The following is a 16,172-nucleotide window of genomic DNA, read 5'->3' as shown; positions in this document are numbered from 1 at the left end:
AGGAGGATGAAGAAGATTATGATAATGATGAGGAAGAGGAGGATGAAGAAGATTATGATAATGATGAGGAAGAGGAGGATGAAGAAGATTACGATGATGATGATGATTAGGTTATCCCCCACAAGGGAAAATACTTACAGACTAAAGATAGATCATTAATGATTACTCAATAGGGGTTTTATTCTTATGGGTACAACCCCTATTCTCCACTTCATACTTCTTAAATCATGGAACAAACAGCATTAAATTTAATTGCTATCGGCATCTTCGGGATGACGCTTTCGGTACTATTAGGACCACTTTTAAATATTTCCCCCATTATCCCAGCAGCAGCAACATTTAGTATCCTAGGTTTGGCTACTTTGGATAACTTTAATTTTCAAGGGAAAGGTGGTACTCTACTATTAGATTGGTTAGCGGGAACAAAGAGCGAACATCGCGATCGCATCCTGTATCATGAAGCTGGTCATTTCCTTGTCGCTTATATCCTGGGTATTCCCATTACAGGCTACACTCTCACCGCCTGGGAAGCTTTGAAACAAGGACAACAGGGTTTAGGAGGGGTTACTTTCGATACGGCACAACTCTCGCCTAATGCCCTTAACCCTGGGGAAATAAGATTGACTTTAGATCGATTCTGTGTAGTGTGGATGGCGGGAATTGCTGCTGAAACTCTGGTTTACGGTAATGCTGAGGGAGGAAAAGAAGATCGAGTACAACTGAGGAATGCTCTGATATCATTTGGCTATTCTGCTACAGATTATCCTGTCAAAGAAAGATGGGGAATTTTGCAAGCTCAAACTATGCTTGAGGAAAATAAGGCAGCTTACGAAGCCCTAGTAGCCGCGATGAAAGAAAGAGCATCTGTGGTAGATTGCGATCGCATAATTCAAGAATATTCCCACAACTCACCCCTAACCCCTAACCCCTAACCTCTTCTTACCCATTAACCAAATCATCTTCCCCGGCAAAAATCTGATTGCGACCAATAGATTTCGCAAATAACAAGTTACGATCGACACGTCGCCGAAAACTTTCGCCTTTGGTATCGTCGTCTGAATTAAGGGTAGCAATTCCGATACTAATTGTCATTTGCAATGCCAACTTTCCGTCAATATTAAAGTGTTGATCGCCAATTAGTCTTTGGAGACGTTTAGCGACAATTTTGGTGTCTTCTACATCAGTTTGACTGAGAATAATCAAAAATTCTTCACTCCCATAGCGAAAAAGAGTGTCTTGACTCCGCAAATTGTGTTGCAGGCGAGAAGCAACAAGTTGGAGAATTCGATCGCTTACCTGATTTCCGTAAGTGTCTTTCACTGACTTAAAATAGTCCACATCCAGCAAAATCAAACTCAAAGATTCCGATCTTGTTCGCGCATTTTGAATTTGTCGGGGTAATTCCCATTCCATCGCCCGACGATTATTAAGATCCGTTAAGGGATCTGCTAAAGCCATAGTAGAAAGAATATCATTAGTTTGTTGGAGTTTGTAATAGAATTCTACTCCCCGTAAACCAGCTTTAATTTGCGCCTTCAGGAGTCGCTTTTCCGCGATAACTACCATGGGAACTCCCGTCTTTTCCGGAGTTAATTGTAAGTAGGAATCAGCTCCACCTTCTAAGGCTGCAGCCCGCGCCTCTAACTCCAGACAGCGATCCGGTAATAAGGTTTCACTAACCGTCTCTGAGCGATCGTTAACTAAAATACAATATATCCAACCCCACTGGCTATTTTCTTTAATTTGACGGCATAGTTGTAAACTACCTGGTTGCGTTGCTTGTAAGATTAAGACGGCTGATTGTCTAGTCTCAACCCATGATAAAACAGCATCAGGATCGGATGAGACTTCTACCGTACCCATCACAATATTACTAATCAGGTCAAAGAACTTCGTCAGAAACTGTTGATTTGCGACTACTAATACAGAAGCATCCATCTTAAAATGTGGTAAAGCGGTGGGTAGTTTACCTTCTTATTTAGAAAAAGGAATCGGGAAGAGGGAAACGGGGTGTAAGTTTTCCAACTTAGCCGCCTCTCCTAGGATTGGTAATAGTCTAGCAACCATGACTGACTTTATCGCAAAACTCAAAAGTAATCCATTCAAAAGTCACGGATTGAAATGCTTGTTATGAATCGGTTTTGGGGTTTTGGGATGTCCTAATACGGGCGACTGCTATAGATTAAATTTATTAACGATACAAAATCCCATTTGCAGCAACACTCGGCTAGGGCGATGTGCTTGCCATAGCCCTTCCCGATCGCAAAAACCAACAACCACACTCCCTCAGCTTAAAAAAAGGTCAAGATTCGTCAATTGTGCAACTTTGGGTCAAAAATGGTGAGAAGAGTTGACAAAAAACCATTATGTCCCAACCAACCATCGAATCCATCCTTCAGGAAAAACGTTTATTCCCCCCATCCCCGGAATTCTCCCAAAATGCCCATATCAAAAGCCAGGAAGACTACCAAAAACTATACGATACAGCAAAAGCTGACCCGGAAGCATTTTGGGCAGAGTTAGCCGAAAAGGAATTACACTGGTTCCAAAAGTGGGATACTGTACTAGACTGGCAACCTCCCTTTGGTAAGTGGTTCGTGGGCGGAAAGATTAATATTTCTTACAATTGTCTTGACAGACATCTCACTACCTGGCGCAAAAATAAAGCTGCTTTGATTTGGGAAGGGGAACCAGGTGATTCTCGTACTTTAACTTATGCCCAACTCCATCGCGAAGTATGTCAATTTGCTAATGTATTAAAAGAGTTGGGTGTAGTAAAAGGCGATCGCGTCGGTATTTACATGCCGATGATTCCGGAAGCTGCGATCGCTATGTTAGCATGTGCGAGAATTGGCGCACCCCATACGGTAGTGTTTGGCGGATTTAGTTCCGAAGCATTGCGCGATCGCTTAATTGATGGTCAAGTTAAGTTAGTGGTTACTGCTGATGGTGGTTGGCGTAAAGATGCCATTGTCCCCCTCAAAGAACAAGTAGATAAAGCTTTAGCCGATAACTCAGCACCTACAGTTACAGATGTTTTAGTGGTAAAACGCACCGGACAAAATATCGAGATGGAAGTCGGGCGAGACCATTGGTGGCATGAATTACAACATACTGTATCAGCAGATTGCCCAGCGGAACCGATGGATAGTGAAGATATGCTCTTCATCTTATACACCTCTGGCAGTACAGGGAAACCGAAAGGCGTAGTCCATACTACTGGCGGTTACAATCTCTACACCCATATCACGACCAAGTGGATTTTTGACCTGCAAGATACCGATGTATACTGGTGTACCGCCGATGTCGGTTGGATTACGGGACATAGTTATATTGTTTACGGTCCATTATCCAACGGTGCGACTACTTTAATGTATGAAGGTGCGCCTCGTGCTTCTAATCCCGGTTGTTTTTGGGATGTAATTGAAAAATACGGTGTCACGATTTTCTATACCGCCCCCACCGCTATTCGCGCCTTTATTAAAATGGGCGAAGCTATTCCCAATACCCGAAATATGTCTTCCTTAAGATTACTGGGAACTGTGGGCGAACCCATTAACCCAGAAGCCTGGATGTGGTATCACCGAGTAATTGGTGGCGAAAGATGTCCGATTGTGGATACTTGGTGGCAAACCGAAACAGGCGGTATTATGATTACCCCCTTACCCGGCGCAATTCCCACCAAACCAGGTTCCGCCACACGTCCTTTCCCCGGTATTATTGCCGATATAGTGGACTTAGATGGGAATCCAGTTGGCGATAATTCAGGTGGTTATTTAGTCGTAAAGCATCCTTGGCCATCAATGTTGCGTACAGTATATGGAGATAGCGATCGCTTCCGTCGTACTTATTGGGAACATATTCCGCCCAAAGACGGGCAATACCTATACTTTGCTGGGGATGGTGCCAGACGAGATGAAGACGGTTATTTCTGGGTAATGGGGCGCGTGGATGACGTGATTAGCGTTGCCGGACACCGTTTAGGTACAATGGAAATTGAATCAGCCTTAGTATCTCATCCAGCCGTAGCCGAAGCCGCTGTAGTCGGAAAACCTGATGAGGTGAAAGGGGAAGAAGTATATGCTTTTGTGACATTGGAGGGTTCTTATACTCCAAGTAAGGAATTGGAAAAAGAATTGAAAGATCATGTAGTCAAGGAAATCGGCGCAATCGCACGCCCTGGGGAAATTCGCTTTACTGATGGGATGCCCAAAACTCGTTCTGGTAAGATTATGCGACGGTTATTGCGATCTTTGGCTGCGGGTGAGGAAGTGAAGGGGGATACTTCGACTTTAGAGGATCGTACTGTATTGGATAAGTTACGTGGGGGTGCTTGATTGGTTGTTGGTTGTTGGTTGTTGGTTGTTGGTTTGAGGAATTATCGGTTAGCGACAAAACCCGCCCAGAGTTTAAACTCCGGGCTAATAGCTTAAGTCCATTAAAATTGAGATCTTGCACCAGTTGCAATAAACCGGAGGCTCTGCCTCTTATTGAGAATGCTGCAAGATCTGAGTTAAAATGGACTGAAAGCATTGATAAATAAGCTTTTTAGTCGGTTTTCAACCGACTTTAGCTATGAGACAGTGGTTTTAACCACTGGCGGTTGTGGCAAATAGTGCAAGATGTCACTCTGGGTACTTATCCGTTATGGGATTATGTCGTTATTTGCGCGGATCTATAGGTGTTTTTTTGAACAGGTTAAAATTTGGGGTTGTATCCCTTATTCGGTATGGGTTCCAGCCATTCTCTATTTTTAGTGAGCCGCGCAAACCTGGAAAAGCTTGCTGCCAAAGGATTTCAGCTTATTTTCAATTTTGCCTCTTGACAACTTCTGTGGCTGAAATGCTATTATTTGAGGGAGCCGCGCAAATGTACCTTGAAAACTAAATACTGTAATGCTTTCAGGTTTCAGCAGTTGAAATCAACTTAAATCCCTTTTAGGGATTGAAACATATAATCCCTGAATTATTGAATCTGAATAATCATTATTCAAGTTGAAATCAACTTAAATCCCTTTTAGGGATTGAAACCCCCCATGAATGATTGCAGCCAATCCTGCTGCTAGGTTGAAATCAACTTAAATCCCTTTTAGGGATTGAAACGCTTAACCCCTCACGGGCACGGGATGATTTCATGTTGAAATCAACTTAAATCCCTTTTAGGGATTGAAACGTATTGCCTAAGCTAGGCAATTTGTGCTATAATGGTTGAAATCAACTTAAATCCCTTTTAGGGATTGAAACGAGATAGTTAAGACTAGGAAGGACCTGACGTTTAAGCGTTGAAATCAACTTAAATCCCTTTTAGGGATTGAAACAGAATTATCGCGACAAACGAAATCAACCGACCCGAGGTTGAAATCAACTTAAATCCCTTTTAGGGATTGAAACAGACTTGATCAACTTCTCCTCGAAAGTACTTCTCCAAGTTGAAATCAACTTAAATCCCTTTTAGGGATTGAAACGCACGTAACCATATATTTCCAGATGAATCTTTGACGTTGAAATCAACTTAAATCCCTTTTAGGGATTGAAACAGAGCAAGAGCGAGTAGCGGCAAGTATGGGGTCTATGATTCCATGTTGAAATCAACTTAAATCCCTTTTAGGGATTGAAACGTGACAATATTATTTGACTCAACTACCATATACCATGGTTGAAATCAACTTAAATCCCTTTTAGGGATTGAAACGATCAAGACGTACCGGATGATGAAGCAATTCAAGGTTGAAATCAACTTAAATCCCTTTTAGGGATTGAAACTCTTTAGAGCTTCCATTTGGTAACCTTGTTTGTTGTTGAAATCAACTTAAATCCCTTTTAGGGATTGAAACTTTCATCCCTTCCCAAATACCTTCAATGTAAGCGTCTGCGTTGAAATCAACTTAAATCCCTTTTAGGGATTGAAACTGGGCAACTTGACCATCACGTATCGCATTCACGGGTTGAAATCAACTTAAATCCCTTTTAGGGATTGAAACTACACCAACAGCGCCTGCGATAGCGGCTAGTTCAGCCAAGTTGAAATCAACTTAAATCCCTTTTAGGGATTGAAACAGCACACAGCGATAAATCTGGTCGTTTGTCACTCGTTGAAATCAACTTAAATCCCTTTTAGGGATTGAAACGATAGCCCACTACATTCATGGCGTTCTCTATTGAGTTGAAATCAACTTAAATCCCTTTTAGGGATTGAAACTTTTGTCGAGAAATTATTGTTCCAATCTCCTTTTTCACGTTGAAATCAACTTAAATCCCTTTTAGGGATTGAAACCGATATGATTTTTCTTTCTGCTATGTTCCTTCCAATAAGCTTTCGCTGCTTCTATACATCATTTGGGATGATTGATGATAGCCGTACCATAAATTTAGTTCTCATAGAAATTATTTTAAGTAATATATCCAGGGGATTATTTGACTGAGGCTTAACTTCAAAACTACCTCAGATTAGGGATAGAAATATTATAGCATGTATACATGCTATAATCAGTATTAAAATCTCCTAAAAGGTAGGAATAGAAACTCCAATACATCCCCATCGCCATCACCTGTACGACACTAAGAAAAGAGAGATTAATAACTAATGGAAGAACTCCTAGAACTTAAAGAACTACTGCACCAAGGAAAAATAGCCGAAGCCCTCATCGTTGTCGAAGAATTAGAGGAGATGAGTAAAACTGACAAACTCAATAAAATATTTAGTTACGCCACTATTTTATTATTACATCTAATCAAGAAGATGGCGGAAAAGCGGACAACCAAATCTTGGGATACTTCTATTTTTAACTCCGTCAAGCAAATTCAACGGAGCAATCAGCGTCGCCAATCCAAGGGTAATTATTTAACGGAGGAAGAGTTATTAGAAACTATAAGTGACGCATTTGAATCTGCCTTAAAACAAGCAGCGATAGAAGCATTTGAAGGAAGGTATGAAGCTGAACAAATTAGCGAGATGGTGGATAGTGATGAGATTCTCAAAACCGCACTAGACTTGATTTTAGACCGAGACTAACCTTAATCTGTATTAATGCAATTAGCAATGAAAGCTAAAAAGAAAAATTTTGCTAGCTTTAACCAATCCCAAGCATTTAAGCAACTCAACATCAGCCGACTAAAAGAATGGCAAATTGCACCTCATCCCGTCAAACTCAGTGACTTTTTCCATCAGCGTTTAGCACGACTAAAACGCTTCGATTTGAGAAGTTCCGAAAAAGCAAAAGAACTATTAATAGATGCCATTTGTGAAGAAGCATTAGAAGATTTTACCCAACTCAAAATCTGGAAAGGAACCGCGATAGAAAGCGATGTACTTAGGGGCACTCCCGATTACATAATTGCGGAAAATAAAGATTACCTTGATGCCCCTATTCTCTGTATTGTTGAAGCAAAAAAAGATAATTTCACCCAAGGTTTAGCACAGTGTTTAGTGGAAATGCAGGCTTGTCAGTGGAATAATCAGCAGATTAATAAAACTATTGATGTTTTCGGGATTGTCACGAATGGAGAGGGGTGGAAATTTTATAAGCTTACTCCTCAAGGGGAAGTTTACGAAACATTACTCTATTCTGTCTTAGATATGGAAATATTGCTGGGAACATTACACTATATATTTGAGGAGTGTGGGCAAAACTTGGGAGTGAAATCGGATTAATTGGGGGTGCGATATTATATTTTTATGGACAACAAAGTAATTTCCCTATTCTCAGGTTGTGGCGGCCTAGATTTAGGCTTCACCAAAGCAGGTTTTGATGTTATCTGGGCAAATGAATTTGACAAACAAATTTGGCATACTTACGAAAGAAATCATCCCCAAACCACCCTTGACAAAAGAGATATTAGACATATCCCTTCAGGAGATATCCCCGATTGCATCGGAATTATTGGCGGTTCCCCTTGTCAAAGTTGGAGTGAAGCGGGGAAGCAAAAAGGCATAAATGATGACAGAGGTCAACTTTTTCTAGAATATATTCGTATATTAAAAGATAAACAACCTCGCTTTTTTCTCGCGGAGAATGTTTCAGGAATGCTCCACAAAAAACATCAAGTAGCTGTAGCCAATATCCTGGCAGCTTTTGAGGAAGCTGGTTATAGAGTTTCTTATAGACTACTCGATACCAAATATTATGGTGTGCCCCAAGAAAGGAAACGGGTTATTTTCATCGGCTTTCACGTTGATTTAAACAAAAAGTTTTGTTTCGATAAATTGAAACCAGCGTCTAATATATTAACCTTAAAGCAAGCAATCGGAGACTTATGGGGTTGTGAATTACCTGCAATAGCTAGAAGTAAAACAAATGGTGAAATATGCCATATCCCCAACCACGAATATATGGAGGGTGATTTCTCCAGTATCTATATGTCTAGAAATCGGGTTCGCTTATGGGATGAAGTATCTTTTACTATCCAAGCAAGTGGCCGCCATTCTCCCATACATCCCCAAGCGAATCGGATGATTCAGGTGGGAAAAGATAAGTGGATATTCGATTCCGCTTCACCATTTCCATATAGAAGATTATCGGTGCGAGAATCTGCCAGAATCCAGACTTTTCCTGATGAATTCATCTTTTATTATCAAGACTTAGCTGCGGCATATAAGATGATTGGCAATGCTGTGTCAGTTAACTTTGCCCAGGAGATAGCCAAATATATAAAAACATATTCGTAGCGCGGGCATCTTGCCCGCGTATGTTTTTAATATTTAAGATTGCTATATTTAGGATTCCTATCTATTCCCTCAAATAACTTCCAACGATATAGACATCACCGCCAACTGAGTAGCATCTAGCTGGTAAATGTTAGAATTAGAACGATTAGCACGATCCCCACCATCGAGATCTTCCAGTAAATTACTAACTATATCCGTTGGCTCATTAGTAGCATTAACAGTTAAAAATCCACCCCGTTGCCCTCTAGATGAAGCAATTGTTCGTAATACTTTTAGCGTATTTTGCAAAGGTTTACTACTGGCAATAATTAGCACCTCTACTATTCCCGCAGGTGCTTGAGTAACTAAAGCAAAATTATCCTTACTCAAATTAGGAACATGTAGCGTTTCCTCTACTTTGACTCGCGTGACATCTTCTGCTGCTGTCCATTGATTGGGAAACAAAACCGTCATCTCAGTATTAGAGTCAATAACTATAATACAGCAATAAATATCACGAATTTCGTTATTGGTAATATGAAACTGAATGTGAGTACCAATGGGAATAATGGGAATATTATTGCGATCTACCTTTAGATTTGCTATGCTATTGTGACTAGGACAACGAACTGGCTTCTCTTGCCCAATTCCTGCTTGTTTAGCTAAATTATTGCTAGAACACCGCAGCGTGCCTACCTCCCCAATTACTGAGCCTTCCTGCCCTTCCAACGTCATATTTGCGATCGCATTAAGTTGAGAGGAATTAGGATTGAGTGCTAGTTTTACCAGACGTACAGCTAGCAGAGATTTGAGTTTGGGAATCAGACGTGCTATTGCATCAGTTACCGCTTCATTCTCCAACCCGAATGAGTTGGCAACTATATCTATTTCTGGTGAAAATAACCCAATACTACCGATTGGTGGTAATGAGGAAAAATTAAAGCTAAAAATATTAGTAGCTGAGAAGTCGGGTTTATTAGAGAAACCCGACTTCTGCGATTGAGGTTTATTACTCCCCCTCTGCTTATTATCTTCTCTTTCCTGTAATTCCTGTTGGTACGAATTTGTCATGCGACTCAGAATATAGTCGATTTCCCCTTCTTCTATAATTTCAATACCCTTAATATCTTGTAACGCTGCTATTATTGCAACCTTATCTCTTTCCAGAGAAGGATCGATACCAAGCCGCAAAGTCAAATTATCCGGAATTCCCCGTATTCTTTCTTGTAATAAAACTCCAGATTTAACTCCATTAGATAACCCTTCTATAACTTTACCTTGTCCCACCAAACCTTGACGAGATACTAACTCTACCAAGCCTTCCTTATTCCCCTCATTATCTACAATTGTCAAAATTGCACCCCGCTCAAAAGCAGGTAAAGTTTCCGGATTAATCCCACCCAGCCATAATGCTACCAAACTACCCGTAACTTTAGTAATAACAGCCTCAGCAGGTGGTGTTTGGGGTACAATAAAATAAGTCGGTTGATTTTCATTTCCACTATTAGGTTTAACTGTTAATTCCGGAACTTGACTCGACCATCGTTTAAGTCCGCGAGTCATATTAATAACTGCACTCTCAACCCGTTCATTCCCTATCTCTTGCCACAAATACTGCGTCATCCAATAAGTAAAAGCCCCTGCGTAAACATCCCCAGATAATATGTCAGTTACTACTCGATCTCCTCCTGATATCATAATCCCTTTGGGAATCCCGATATTCTGTTGTCGAATAAACTCAGTTCGCGATAATCCTAACCGCGTTAACCATTTCTCCTGATATACCTTTTCATCTCTACTTACCTGATATTTGCCAGAAGTATTATTAGAAATAATACCCAATCCACCTCGACTATTCCGTCCAGAAAAAGAAGTATCTAGCACAATAGTAACTTTTTCCGTATTTATTCCTGCCATTAGCAGCCAAAGTGTGGATTGAGTAATATCTGAAACCGAACCATCAGCGTTTGGGGAACTATCAAAAGGTACTAGACTCTTACTGAAACTATCAGGTACACCGCCATCAGGATCTAAAATACGATCGCCCTGTCCAGAAAAATGAAATACTACTACATCATTGGGTTGTGCTTGGCGAATTAGATGATCTTCAAATCCGTTGATAATCCCTTGACGAGTAGCTCGATCATCTGTTAAAATTACAATATCCTTTGGCTGAAACCCAAAGCGATAAATAAGTAACTGTTTTTGCAATTCCACATCTGTAACAGCTCCCTGTAGCTGAATCGCGCGATCTGCTTGCAGCAGCGCTTCGCTATCGCTCTCTGAATACCGATTAATTCCCACTAGTAATGCTAGTTTGCGAGGAGTATTTTCACTAGCACTGGCAATAATATTTTTTTCCTGCCAAGGGTTAATCTGATTCAACCCAACCGTTGCCAAAACCCCTCCGGCAAACTGAATAAACTGTCTGCGTTTAATGCGGCTCATAATTTACATATCCTCAATATCAATCTATAGGGTTTAGGAATTATCGGGAATCTCTATTGACTTCCTTATAGATTACTTAACTCTGAGTAGGGAGAGGATATGCAATGAAGGATGAAGGATGAAGTGTGAAATACTTCTTATAAAAGATTTTAGGGGCACTGATAACTGGCAAGCCTTTCAACAAGCCTGGGCGAATGGAATTCGCGGCTAGATAAACAAAGTCTGCCTTCGCAGACTAAAAGGCGGTTATTGACTAACCCGCGAAGGCGGTTTTCGTCTGTGTAGACGCGGTTTCAACCGCCAGTTGACAATGGTGCAAGTTATCAGGGTACGGAAGAAACCGCACCCCTACAGAGATTATGAGAGATAAATAGAGAAAGTCAAAATCCCAGACACCCCCTAACTAAAGGAAGACATAGCCCAGGCTTTTAAATTTTTTTATCCCGCTCTCGGCGACGGCGATCCCGCCACTCGGCTGCTGTCAAATAGGCGACACCACCAGTCACCAAGACTAATAAGGCGATGGCGGCGAAAAACAAAACCGTAACAAAAGAAGTTTCCACAGTGCCCTAAAACCCGTTACGCCCCCAAATCACCATGGAAATTGACCAGGTGAACAAAACTAATACCGAAACCCAACCCAATGTCAGAATATCCATTTCGCTAGTTAACCGTTACAATTGACACTCCCCAGTCTAAAGACACAGGGATTCTTAAGACTTTTTAATATTATCATGGCAGCAATTAATTGCTGCAACTGCCTTCTGAGTTATGAACTTCTCGAATCGCACCAGTATGACTGAGCGGATTGAATCCCTCAAAGCAGGCATTCTGTCAGCCTTGTCTGTCACCTTAGTTTACATCGCGATCGCCTTTGCCAGTGCCAATGGCGCGATCGCGCTAGGTAACGATTTCCTCCTCGCAGCACAAGTTGACTTATTGAGAGACTTTCAGATCGGGATTAACATTAATCTATTCGTCAAGGTAGCGATCGCATTTCTCTGCGGTTTCCTCTTCGGTGTCACCTACCGCTACATTATTCGAGACGATGATAACCCCCACCTGAAATCTGGTGCAGTATTAGCCTTTGGATTAGTGCGAGGATTAGCACTAATTGAGAGAGAGCAGAATTTTACCGATGGCTTCTGGTTATTAGGGATATTGGTTATTGAAAGTATTATATATTTTGCGATCGCTCGTTTCACCCTCGATTGGGCAATTTCCCACAACTGGCTAAAACCATTTACCTCAAATTAAAATAAGATGGAATAGGATAATCGATCCTTTCTGCTGCCATACCTCGATTACCATAGAAATATCAGTCTCGGAGAAACCCATGTATACTCTCATCGAAAACCCAACCGAAAACCTGACTGAAAACCTGACTGAAAACCCGATTGAAAACCCGCCAGAGAAAAAAATCTGGACTGATGCCGAATTCATGGCACTCAACGAAGATGGACACCGCTACGAAATTGTAAATGGAGAACTAATTGATATGGGTAATTCTGGTGCAAAACATGGTTATGTTTGTAGTATCTTGATGATTTGTCTTGGTGGATATGTCCTACAGCAAAAGCTAGGTGCAATGTTTGACTCCAGCACTGCCTTCAAGATGAAATCGGGGAATAAAAGATCTCCTGACGTTTCCTTTGTTGCTAAAGAACGTTTGCAAGGCTTAGAAGAGCTTCCTGATGGCTTCCTAGAAGGTGCGCCGGATCTTGCTGTAGAAATACTTTCTCCTAGTAATACGGTTGAAGAAATCTATAATAAACTTGTGGAATATTTTGAGAATGGATCGCGTTTAGTTTGGGTGGTTAATCCAAAAGAACATTATGTGTTGGTGTATCGCTCATCACAGGAACCAGATCGCTTGCTTAAGTCTACCGATTCTTTAGATGGCGAAGATATTGTCCCTAGTTTTAGTCTTCCTGTGGCTGACTTGTTTCAAAAATTGGCTTTTTAAGCGGCAGGAAATGAGTGTGATGAAATATTAAAAATTTAGTTGATTTAATAAACCTCCTTATTAGTTATAGTCCAGCATCTCTATGTTCAAGGCGATCTATATCTAATCGCCTCAAAACTACTACAAACTAAATTCCTCAACCTCCGCATCACCATACATTTGCATCCGATCAATAGCTGAGAATATTTTATTATTAGCAGGATCAGAAAACAAACACTTACATGTCAAATCAGCCACATCAGCGCGATGAATAGTCCCCGCTACTTTATAATTTTCTGTAATAAAACCATTACCAGTTGCAGGTTCTGACTTTAAGCCACCGGGTCGAATTATGATATAATTGAGTCCACTTGCCATTAAATATTTTTCAGCTTGCTCTTTTTCGATCAATACAGATCTTAAGGTTTCCATTGCTTGTGGAGGTAGTGCAACAGCACTTTCGCCGCTACCAATAGAAGAAATTAGGATAAACTTGTCAACCTTAGCCTTAACTGCGGCATCAATTAGATGCTTATTTCCTAAATAATCTGCACGCTGACCATCTTTAGGCAAACCGCCAATTGTGCTAATTACAGCTTGAATTGGTTCATTTGTCAAGATTGCTTGTTCAACCGCCGCCGAATCGAGAGCATCTCCCATTACCACTTTAACACCCATTGCCTCTAATTCTGGGCGAGATGCTTCCCCACGCAGTAAGGCTGTCACCTTCTGGTTTTGCTGTATCAGACATTTAGCAATTTCTCTACCAACTCCCCGACTTGCACCCGCTATAAAAATATAAGATTCACCTGTCATCGTTAATTCCTTAAAATCTGGCACTAGTTTTAGCATATCATCTTTCAGTCACGATTAGGCTGCGAGCTGATTGTTGTCTTTGCAGAGACAATCGAGTCTATGCAAAAGATTTATCCAACAAACTTTTAAAGATTCTATGAAGTAGGGTGTTTTTAGTTGACAGTCATCTGACTCATTGATTATCTTGAATAGATGACCAAAAGACTAAATCAACGAAGGTAACGACAGCAAAAATGGAAACAGCACTTTCTGAAGGTTGGCAAAAATGGATTATAGAAAATAAATTAATCAAAGTCCCCGATCCTACTTTGATTGAGGTAATGGTCAAAAATGGCATTGATAGACAGATTGCTATTCAAGCTATTAATAAAATTGACTCAGATTCATCATTTCAATCGGAAAGTAATTACTACCAACAGTTAAAAAAGCTAGAATCAATCCTAGAAGTCAACCGAAAACTTGCTGAACTTTCGCCCAAACTTGGCACAATAGAACGCCGCAGTCGCATTGACAGAGAAGAATTTTTAGAAAAATATTACTCTACCAATACTCCCCTTATCATCACCGACATGATGGGAGATTGGCAAGCCATGTCTTCTTGGTGTCCAGAATTTATCAAAGAAAACTATGGCAATTGTTTAGTTCAAGTCCAAACTAACCGTAACTCAGATCCGAATTATGAAATCAATACTGAAACACATAAAAAGACTATCGAGCTAAGGGAATATGTTGATATGGTGGTCAACGGTGGCGATACTAATGACTACTATATGGTAGCGAATAATGGTAACTTAGACCGGGAAGACTTCAAAGGCTTGCTCAATGACATTCAGATGTTTCCCGAATTTATCGATCCCTTAAAAAGTAAACAAAGAGTCTTTTTCTGGTTTGGTCCAGCAGGTACAATTACTCCTCTCCATCATGATACCATGAATATCTTCATGGCTCATATTTATGGACGCAAACGGTGGCGATTGATTTCTCCTGCCTATACACCTCTTGTCTACAATAATATTGGTGTATTCAGCGAGATTGACTTAGAAAATCCCGATGATGAGAAATATCCTCTTTTTAAGGATGTTCGAGTCATTGAAACGGTTTTAGAGCCTGGGGAAGTTATTTTTGTGCCAGTGGGTTGGTGGCATCAAGTGAAGGGATTAGATGTCACTATTGCTCTTTCTTTCATTAACTTCATTTTCCCCAACGATTATAAGTATCAAAATCCCAATATTAAATCATCTCCCAACCAAAAATCCACATCTAGCCAGGAGAAAAATATCTCCATAAAAACCGTTAATGAAGAGGCTAAAATTACGAGTAAGCCTCTCACTAATGAGATTGTAGAGACAACTGATGCTGCTTATCTAGTTGACGAAATATACAAGGATGAGGTATTGATTATTTCCTTTGGATTTGTTTCTTGGGATACTCCTGCAAAATTTGACTTTTATGGTAGAACGAAAAAGCTTGCTAATCTTGCCAATAAGCTCATCAATCGGATTTTAGTACGGGATGTCTCTAACTTATGGTATCATCAAGGTATTCCTGGATTAGGTTCTAATGTTGATGAAGTTGCTGAGAGCTTAAAGGAACTAATTAAACAAATATCGCCCAGCCAAGTTATTACGATTGGACAATCAATGGGTGCTTATGCTGCAATTATGTTTGGTCAACTTATTGGTGCCGATAAAATTATTGCGTTTGGTACTTTATCATTTTTAGACTCTAATAAGGCGCGAGAAATTGGGGATAGGCGCTGGTTATCGGTAATGGAAAGTTTAGAAGCTAATCTTCCCGATGTATGTTACTTCGATTTGCTCGAGCTTTGCCAAAAATCTGAGTACTCTCCTGACATCCAAATTTTCTATGGGCAAAAATCAGACGGAGACACTCTCGGCGAGGTAAATTTGGATGATTTTCACGCTAATCGAATGAATGCTTTATCCAACTGCACTCTTCACCCCTACAAAGATTCAAATCATGCAATTGTCAAATATCTAATTGATAATCAACAAATTGATAGTGTCTTACTAGAAGCAATTTTTGACATCAAATTAGAAAGCTCAAATCAGCGAAATACAGCACTACTTCCAGAAGCTTGGCAAGTCTGGCTAGCCGATAACCTCTCCAAAGGTGTTCTTACCCATCAGCTCATTGATATTCTACATCAACATGGATTTGCTGACATGAATATTATCGCCACATTAGCTGAAATAAGAAATTGACACTCCCTGCTCTAAAGAGACGGGGATTCTTAAGGTTTTTCAACCTTAATATCCTGTTTTCACAGGTTCCCAGGCTCATTACGTTTGCCACAAGG

The 16,172-nt window shown here is 40.5% G+C and carries 13 protein-coding genes and 1 CRISPR repeat array; of the genes, 8 read left to right on the top strand and 5 right to left on the bottom strand.

Features of this window, described 5'->3' with window-relative positions; all coding sequences use genetic code 11:
• Positions 1–227: 227 nt before the first annotated feature.
• Positions 228–932, top strand: a complete 705-nt coding sequence (locus tag NJ959_RS11715; RefSeq protein WP_254011933.1) for an ATP-dependent Zn protease — start codon at positions 228–230, stop codon at positions 930–932.
• A 7-nt stretch (positions 933–939) separates the two neighbouring features.
• Here the strand turns inward: NJ959_RS11715 and NJ959_RS11710 are convergent, their stop codons facing one another.
• Positions 940–1,938 carry a GGDEF domain-containing protein gene (locus NJ959_RS11710; protein WP_254011932.1) on the bottom strand — a complete coding sequence of 333 codons (999 nt, stop codon included), beginning with the start codon at positions 1,936–1,938 and terminating at the stop codon, positions 940–942.
• A gap of 428 nt (positions 1,939–2,366) precedes the next feature.
• On the opposite strand from NJ959_RS11710, the gene acs reads away from it, so the two are divergent.
• The 4 genes from acs (at position 2,367) to NJ959_RS11690 (ending at position 8,664) form a co-directional block, all read left to right on the top strand.
• Complete coding sequence (gene acs / locus NJ959_RS11705) at positions 2,367–4,337, top strand: acetate--CoA ligase (protein ID WP_254011931.1); 1,971 nt, start codon at positions 2,367–2,369, stop codon at positions 4,335–4,337.
• A 577-nt stretch (positions 4,338–4,914) separates the two neighbouring features.
• A CRISPR array of direct repeats spans positions 4,915–6,273; the repeat unit is 37 nt; unit sequence GTTGAAATCAACTTAAATCCCTTTTAGGGATTGAAAC.
• Between the two features lie 309 nt (positions 6,274–6,582).
• Complete coding sequence (locus NJ959_RS11700) at positions 6,583–7,011, top strand: DUF29 family protein (RefSeq protein ID WP_254011930.1); 429 nt, start codon at positions 6,583–6,585, stop codon at positions 7,009–7,011.
• Between the two features lie 27 nt (positions 7,012–7,038).
• Positions 7,039–7,650 (top strand): hypothetical protein, encoded by a 612-nt coding sequence (locus tag NJ959_RS11695; protein WP_254011929.1) that lies wholly within the window; start codon positions 7,039–7,041, stop codon positions 7,648–7,650.
• 24 nt (positions 7,651–7,674) lie between these two features.
• Positions 7,675–8,664, top strand: coding sequence for a DNA cytosine methyltransferase (locus NJ959_RS11690; protein WP_254011928.1), 990 nt, complete (start codon positions 7,675–7,677; stop codon positions 8,662–8,664).
• A 69-nt stretch (positions 8,665–8,733) separates the two neighbouring features.
• Here NJ959_RS11690 and NJ959_RS11685 read toward each other — a convergent pair whose 3' ends face one another.
• The 3 genes from NJ959_RS11685 to petN form a co-directional block, all read right to left on the bottom strand.
• Positions 8,734–11,091: a DUF4384 domain-containing protein gene (locus NJ959_RS11685; protein ID WP_254011927.1), complete on the bottom strand. Its 2,358-nt coding sequence runs from the start codon at positions 11,089–11,091 to the stop codon at positions 8,734–8,736.
• Between the two features lie 428 nt (positions 11,092–11,519).
• Complete coding sequence (locus NJ959_RS30145; protein WP_256529093.1) at positions 11,520–11,654, bottom strand: hypothetical protein; 135 nt, start codon at positions 11,652–11,654, stop codon at positions 11,520–11,522.
• A gap of 6 nt (positions 11,655–11,660) precedes the next feature.
• A complete protein-coding gene (gene petN, locus NJ959_RS11680) occupies positions 11,661–11,750 on the bottom strand; it encodes a cytochrome b6-f complex subunit PetN (RefSeq protein WP_190414712.1) in 90 nt (29 codons plus the stop codon).
• A 112-nt stretch (positions 11,751–11,862) separates the two neighbouring features.
• Between petN and NJ959_RS11675 the strand changes: the two genes are divergently transcribed.
• Together NJ959_RS11675 and NJ959_RS11670 are read left to right on the top strand one after the other, a co-directional pair.
• Positions 11,863–12,348 (top strand): hypothetical protein, encoded by a 486-nt coding sequence (locus tag NJ959_RS11675; RefSeq protein ID WP_254011926.1) that lies wholly within the window; start codon positions 11,863–11,865, stop codon positions 12,346–12,348.
• 184 nt (positions 12,349–12,532) lie between these two features.
• Positions 12,533–13,057, top strand: a complete 525-nt coding sequence (locus NJ959_RS11670; protein ID WP_373693647.1) for a Uma2 family endonuclease — start codon at positions 12,533–12,535, stop codon at positions 13,055–13,057.
• Between the two features lie 120 nt (positions 13,058–13,177).
• On the opposite strand, the gene NJ959_RS11665 is transcribed toward NJ959_RS11670, so the two are convergent.
• Positions 13,178–13,852, bottom strand: a complete 675-nt coding sequence (locus NJ959_RS11665; protein WP_254011936.1) for an SDR family oxidoreductase — start codon at positions 13,850–13,852, stop codon at positions 13,178–13,180.
• 233 nt (positions 13,853–14,085) lie between these two features.
• On the opposite strand from NJ959_RS11665, the gene NJ959_RS11660 reads away from it, so the two are divergent.
• Entirely contained in the window at positions 14,086–16,077 is a 1,992-nt protein-coding gene (locus NJ959_RS11660; RefSeq protein WP_254011924.1) for a cupin-like domain-containing protein, read from the top strand.
• Positions 16,078–16,172 lie beyond the last annotated feature (95 nt).

Source organism: Limnofasciculus baicalensis BBK-W-15, from assembly GCF_024178385.1.
GTDB classification, from domain to species: Bacteria; Cyanobacteriota; Cyanobacteriia; order Cyanobacteriales; family Coleofasciculaceae; genus Limnofasciculus; species Limnofasciculus baicalensis.
The sequence above is the reverse complement of the archived record's forward strand: the minus strand, read 5'-3'. Positions and strand labels throughout refer to the sequence as shown.

Coding starts and splice junctions, on each gene's coding strand:
- acs (WP_254011931.1), top strand. CDS start 2,367: ATGTCCCAACCAACCATCGAATCCATCCTTCAGGAAAAACGTTTATTC.
- NJ959_RS11700 (WP_254011930.1), top strand. CDS start 6,583: ATGGAAGAACTCCTAGAACTTAAAGAACTACTGCACCAAGGAAAAATA.
- NJ959_RS11695 (WP_254011929.1), top strand. CDS start 7,039: ATGAAAGCTAAAAAGAAAAATTTTGCTAGCTTTAACCAATCCCAAGCA.
- NJ959_RS11670 (WP_373693647.1), top strand. CDS start 12,533: ATGGCACTCAACGAAGATGGACACCGCTACGAAATTGTAAATGGAGAA.
- NJ959_RS11690 (WP_254011928.1), top strand. CDS start 7,675: ATGGACAACAAAGTAATTTCCCTATTCTCAGGTTGTGGCGGCCTAGAT.
- NJ959_RS11675 (WP_254011926.1), top strand. CDS start 11,863: ATGAACTTCTCGAATCGCACCAGTATGACTGAGCGGATTGAATCCCTC.
- NJ959_RS11665 (WP_254011936.1), bottom strand. CDS start 13,852: ATGACAGGTGAATCTTATATTTTTATAGCGGGTGCAAGTCGGGGAGTT.
- NJ959_RS11660 (WP_254011924.1), top strand. CDS start 14,086: ATGGAAACAGCACTTTCTGAAGGTTGGCAAAAATGGATTATAGAAAAT.
- NJ959_RS11715 (WP_254011933.1), top strand. CDS start 228: ATGGAACAAACAGCATTAAATTTAATTGCTATCGGCATCTTCGGGATG.
- NJ959_RS11710 (WP_254011932.1), bottom strand. CDS start 1,938: ATGGATGCTTCTGTATTAGTAGTCGCAAATCAACAGTTTCTGACGAAG.
- NJ959_RS11685 (WP_254011927.1), bottom strand. CDS start 11,091: ATGAGCCGCATTAAACGCAGACAGTTTATTCAGTTTGCCGGAGGGGTT.
- petN (WP_190414712.1), bottom strand. CDS start 11,750: ATGGATATTCTGACATTGGGTTGGGTTTCGGTATTAGTTTTGTTCACC.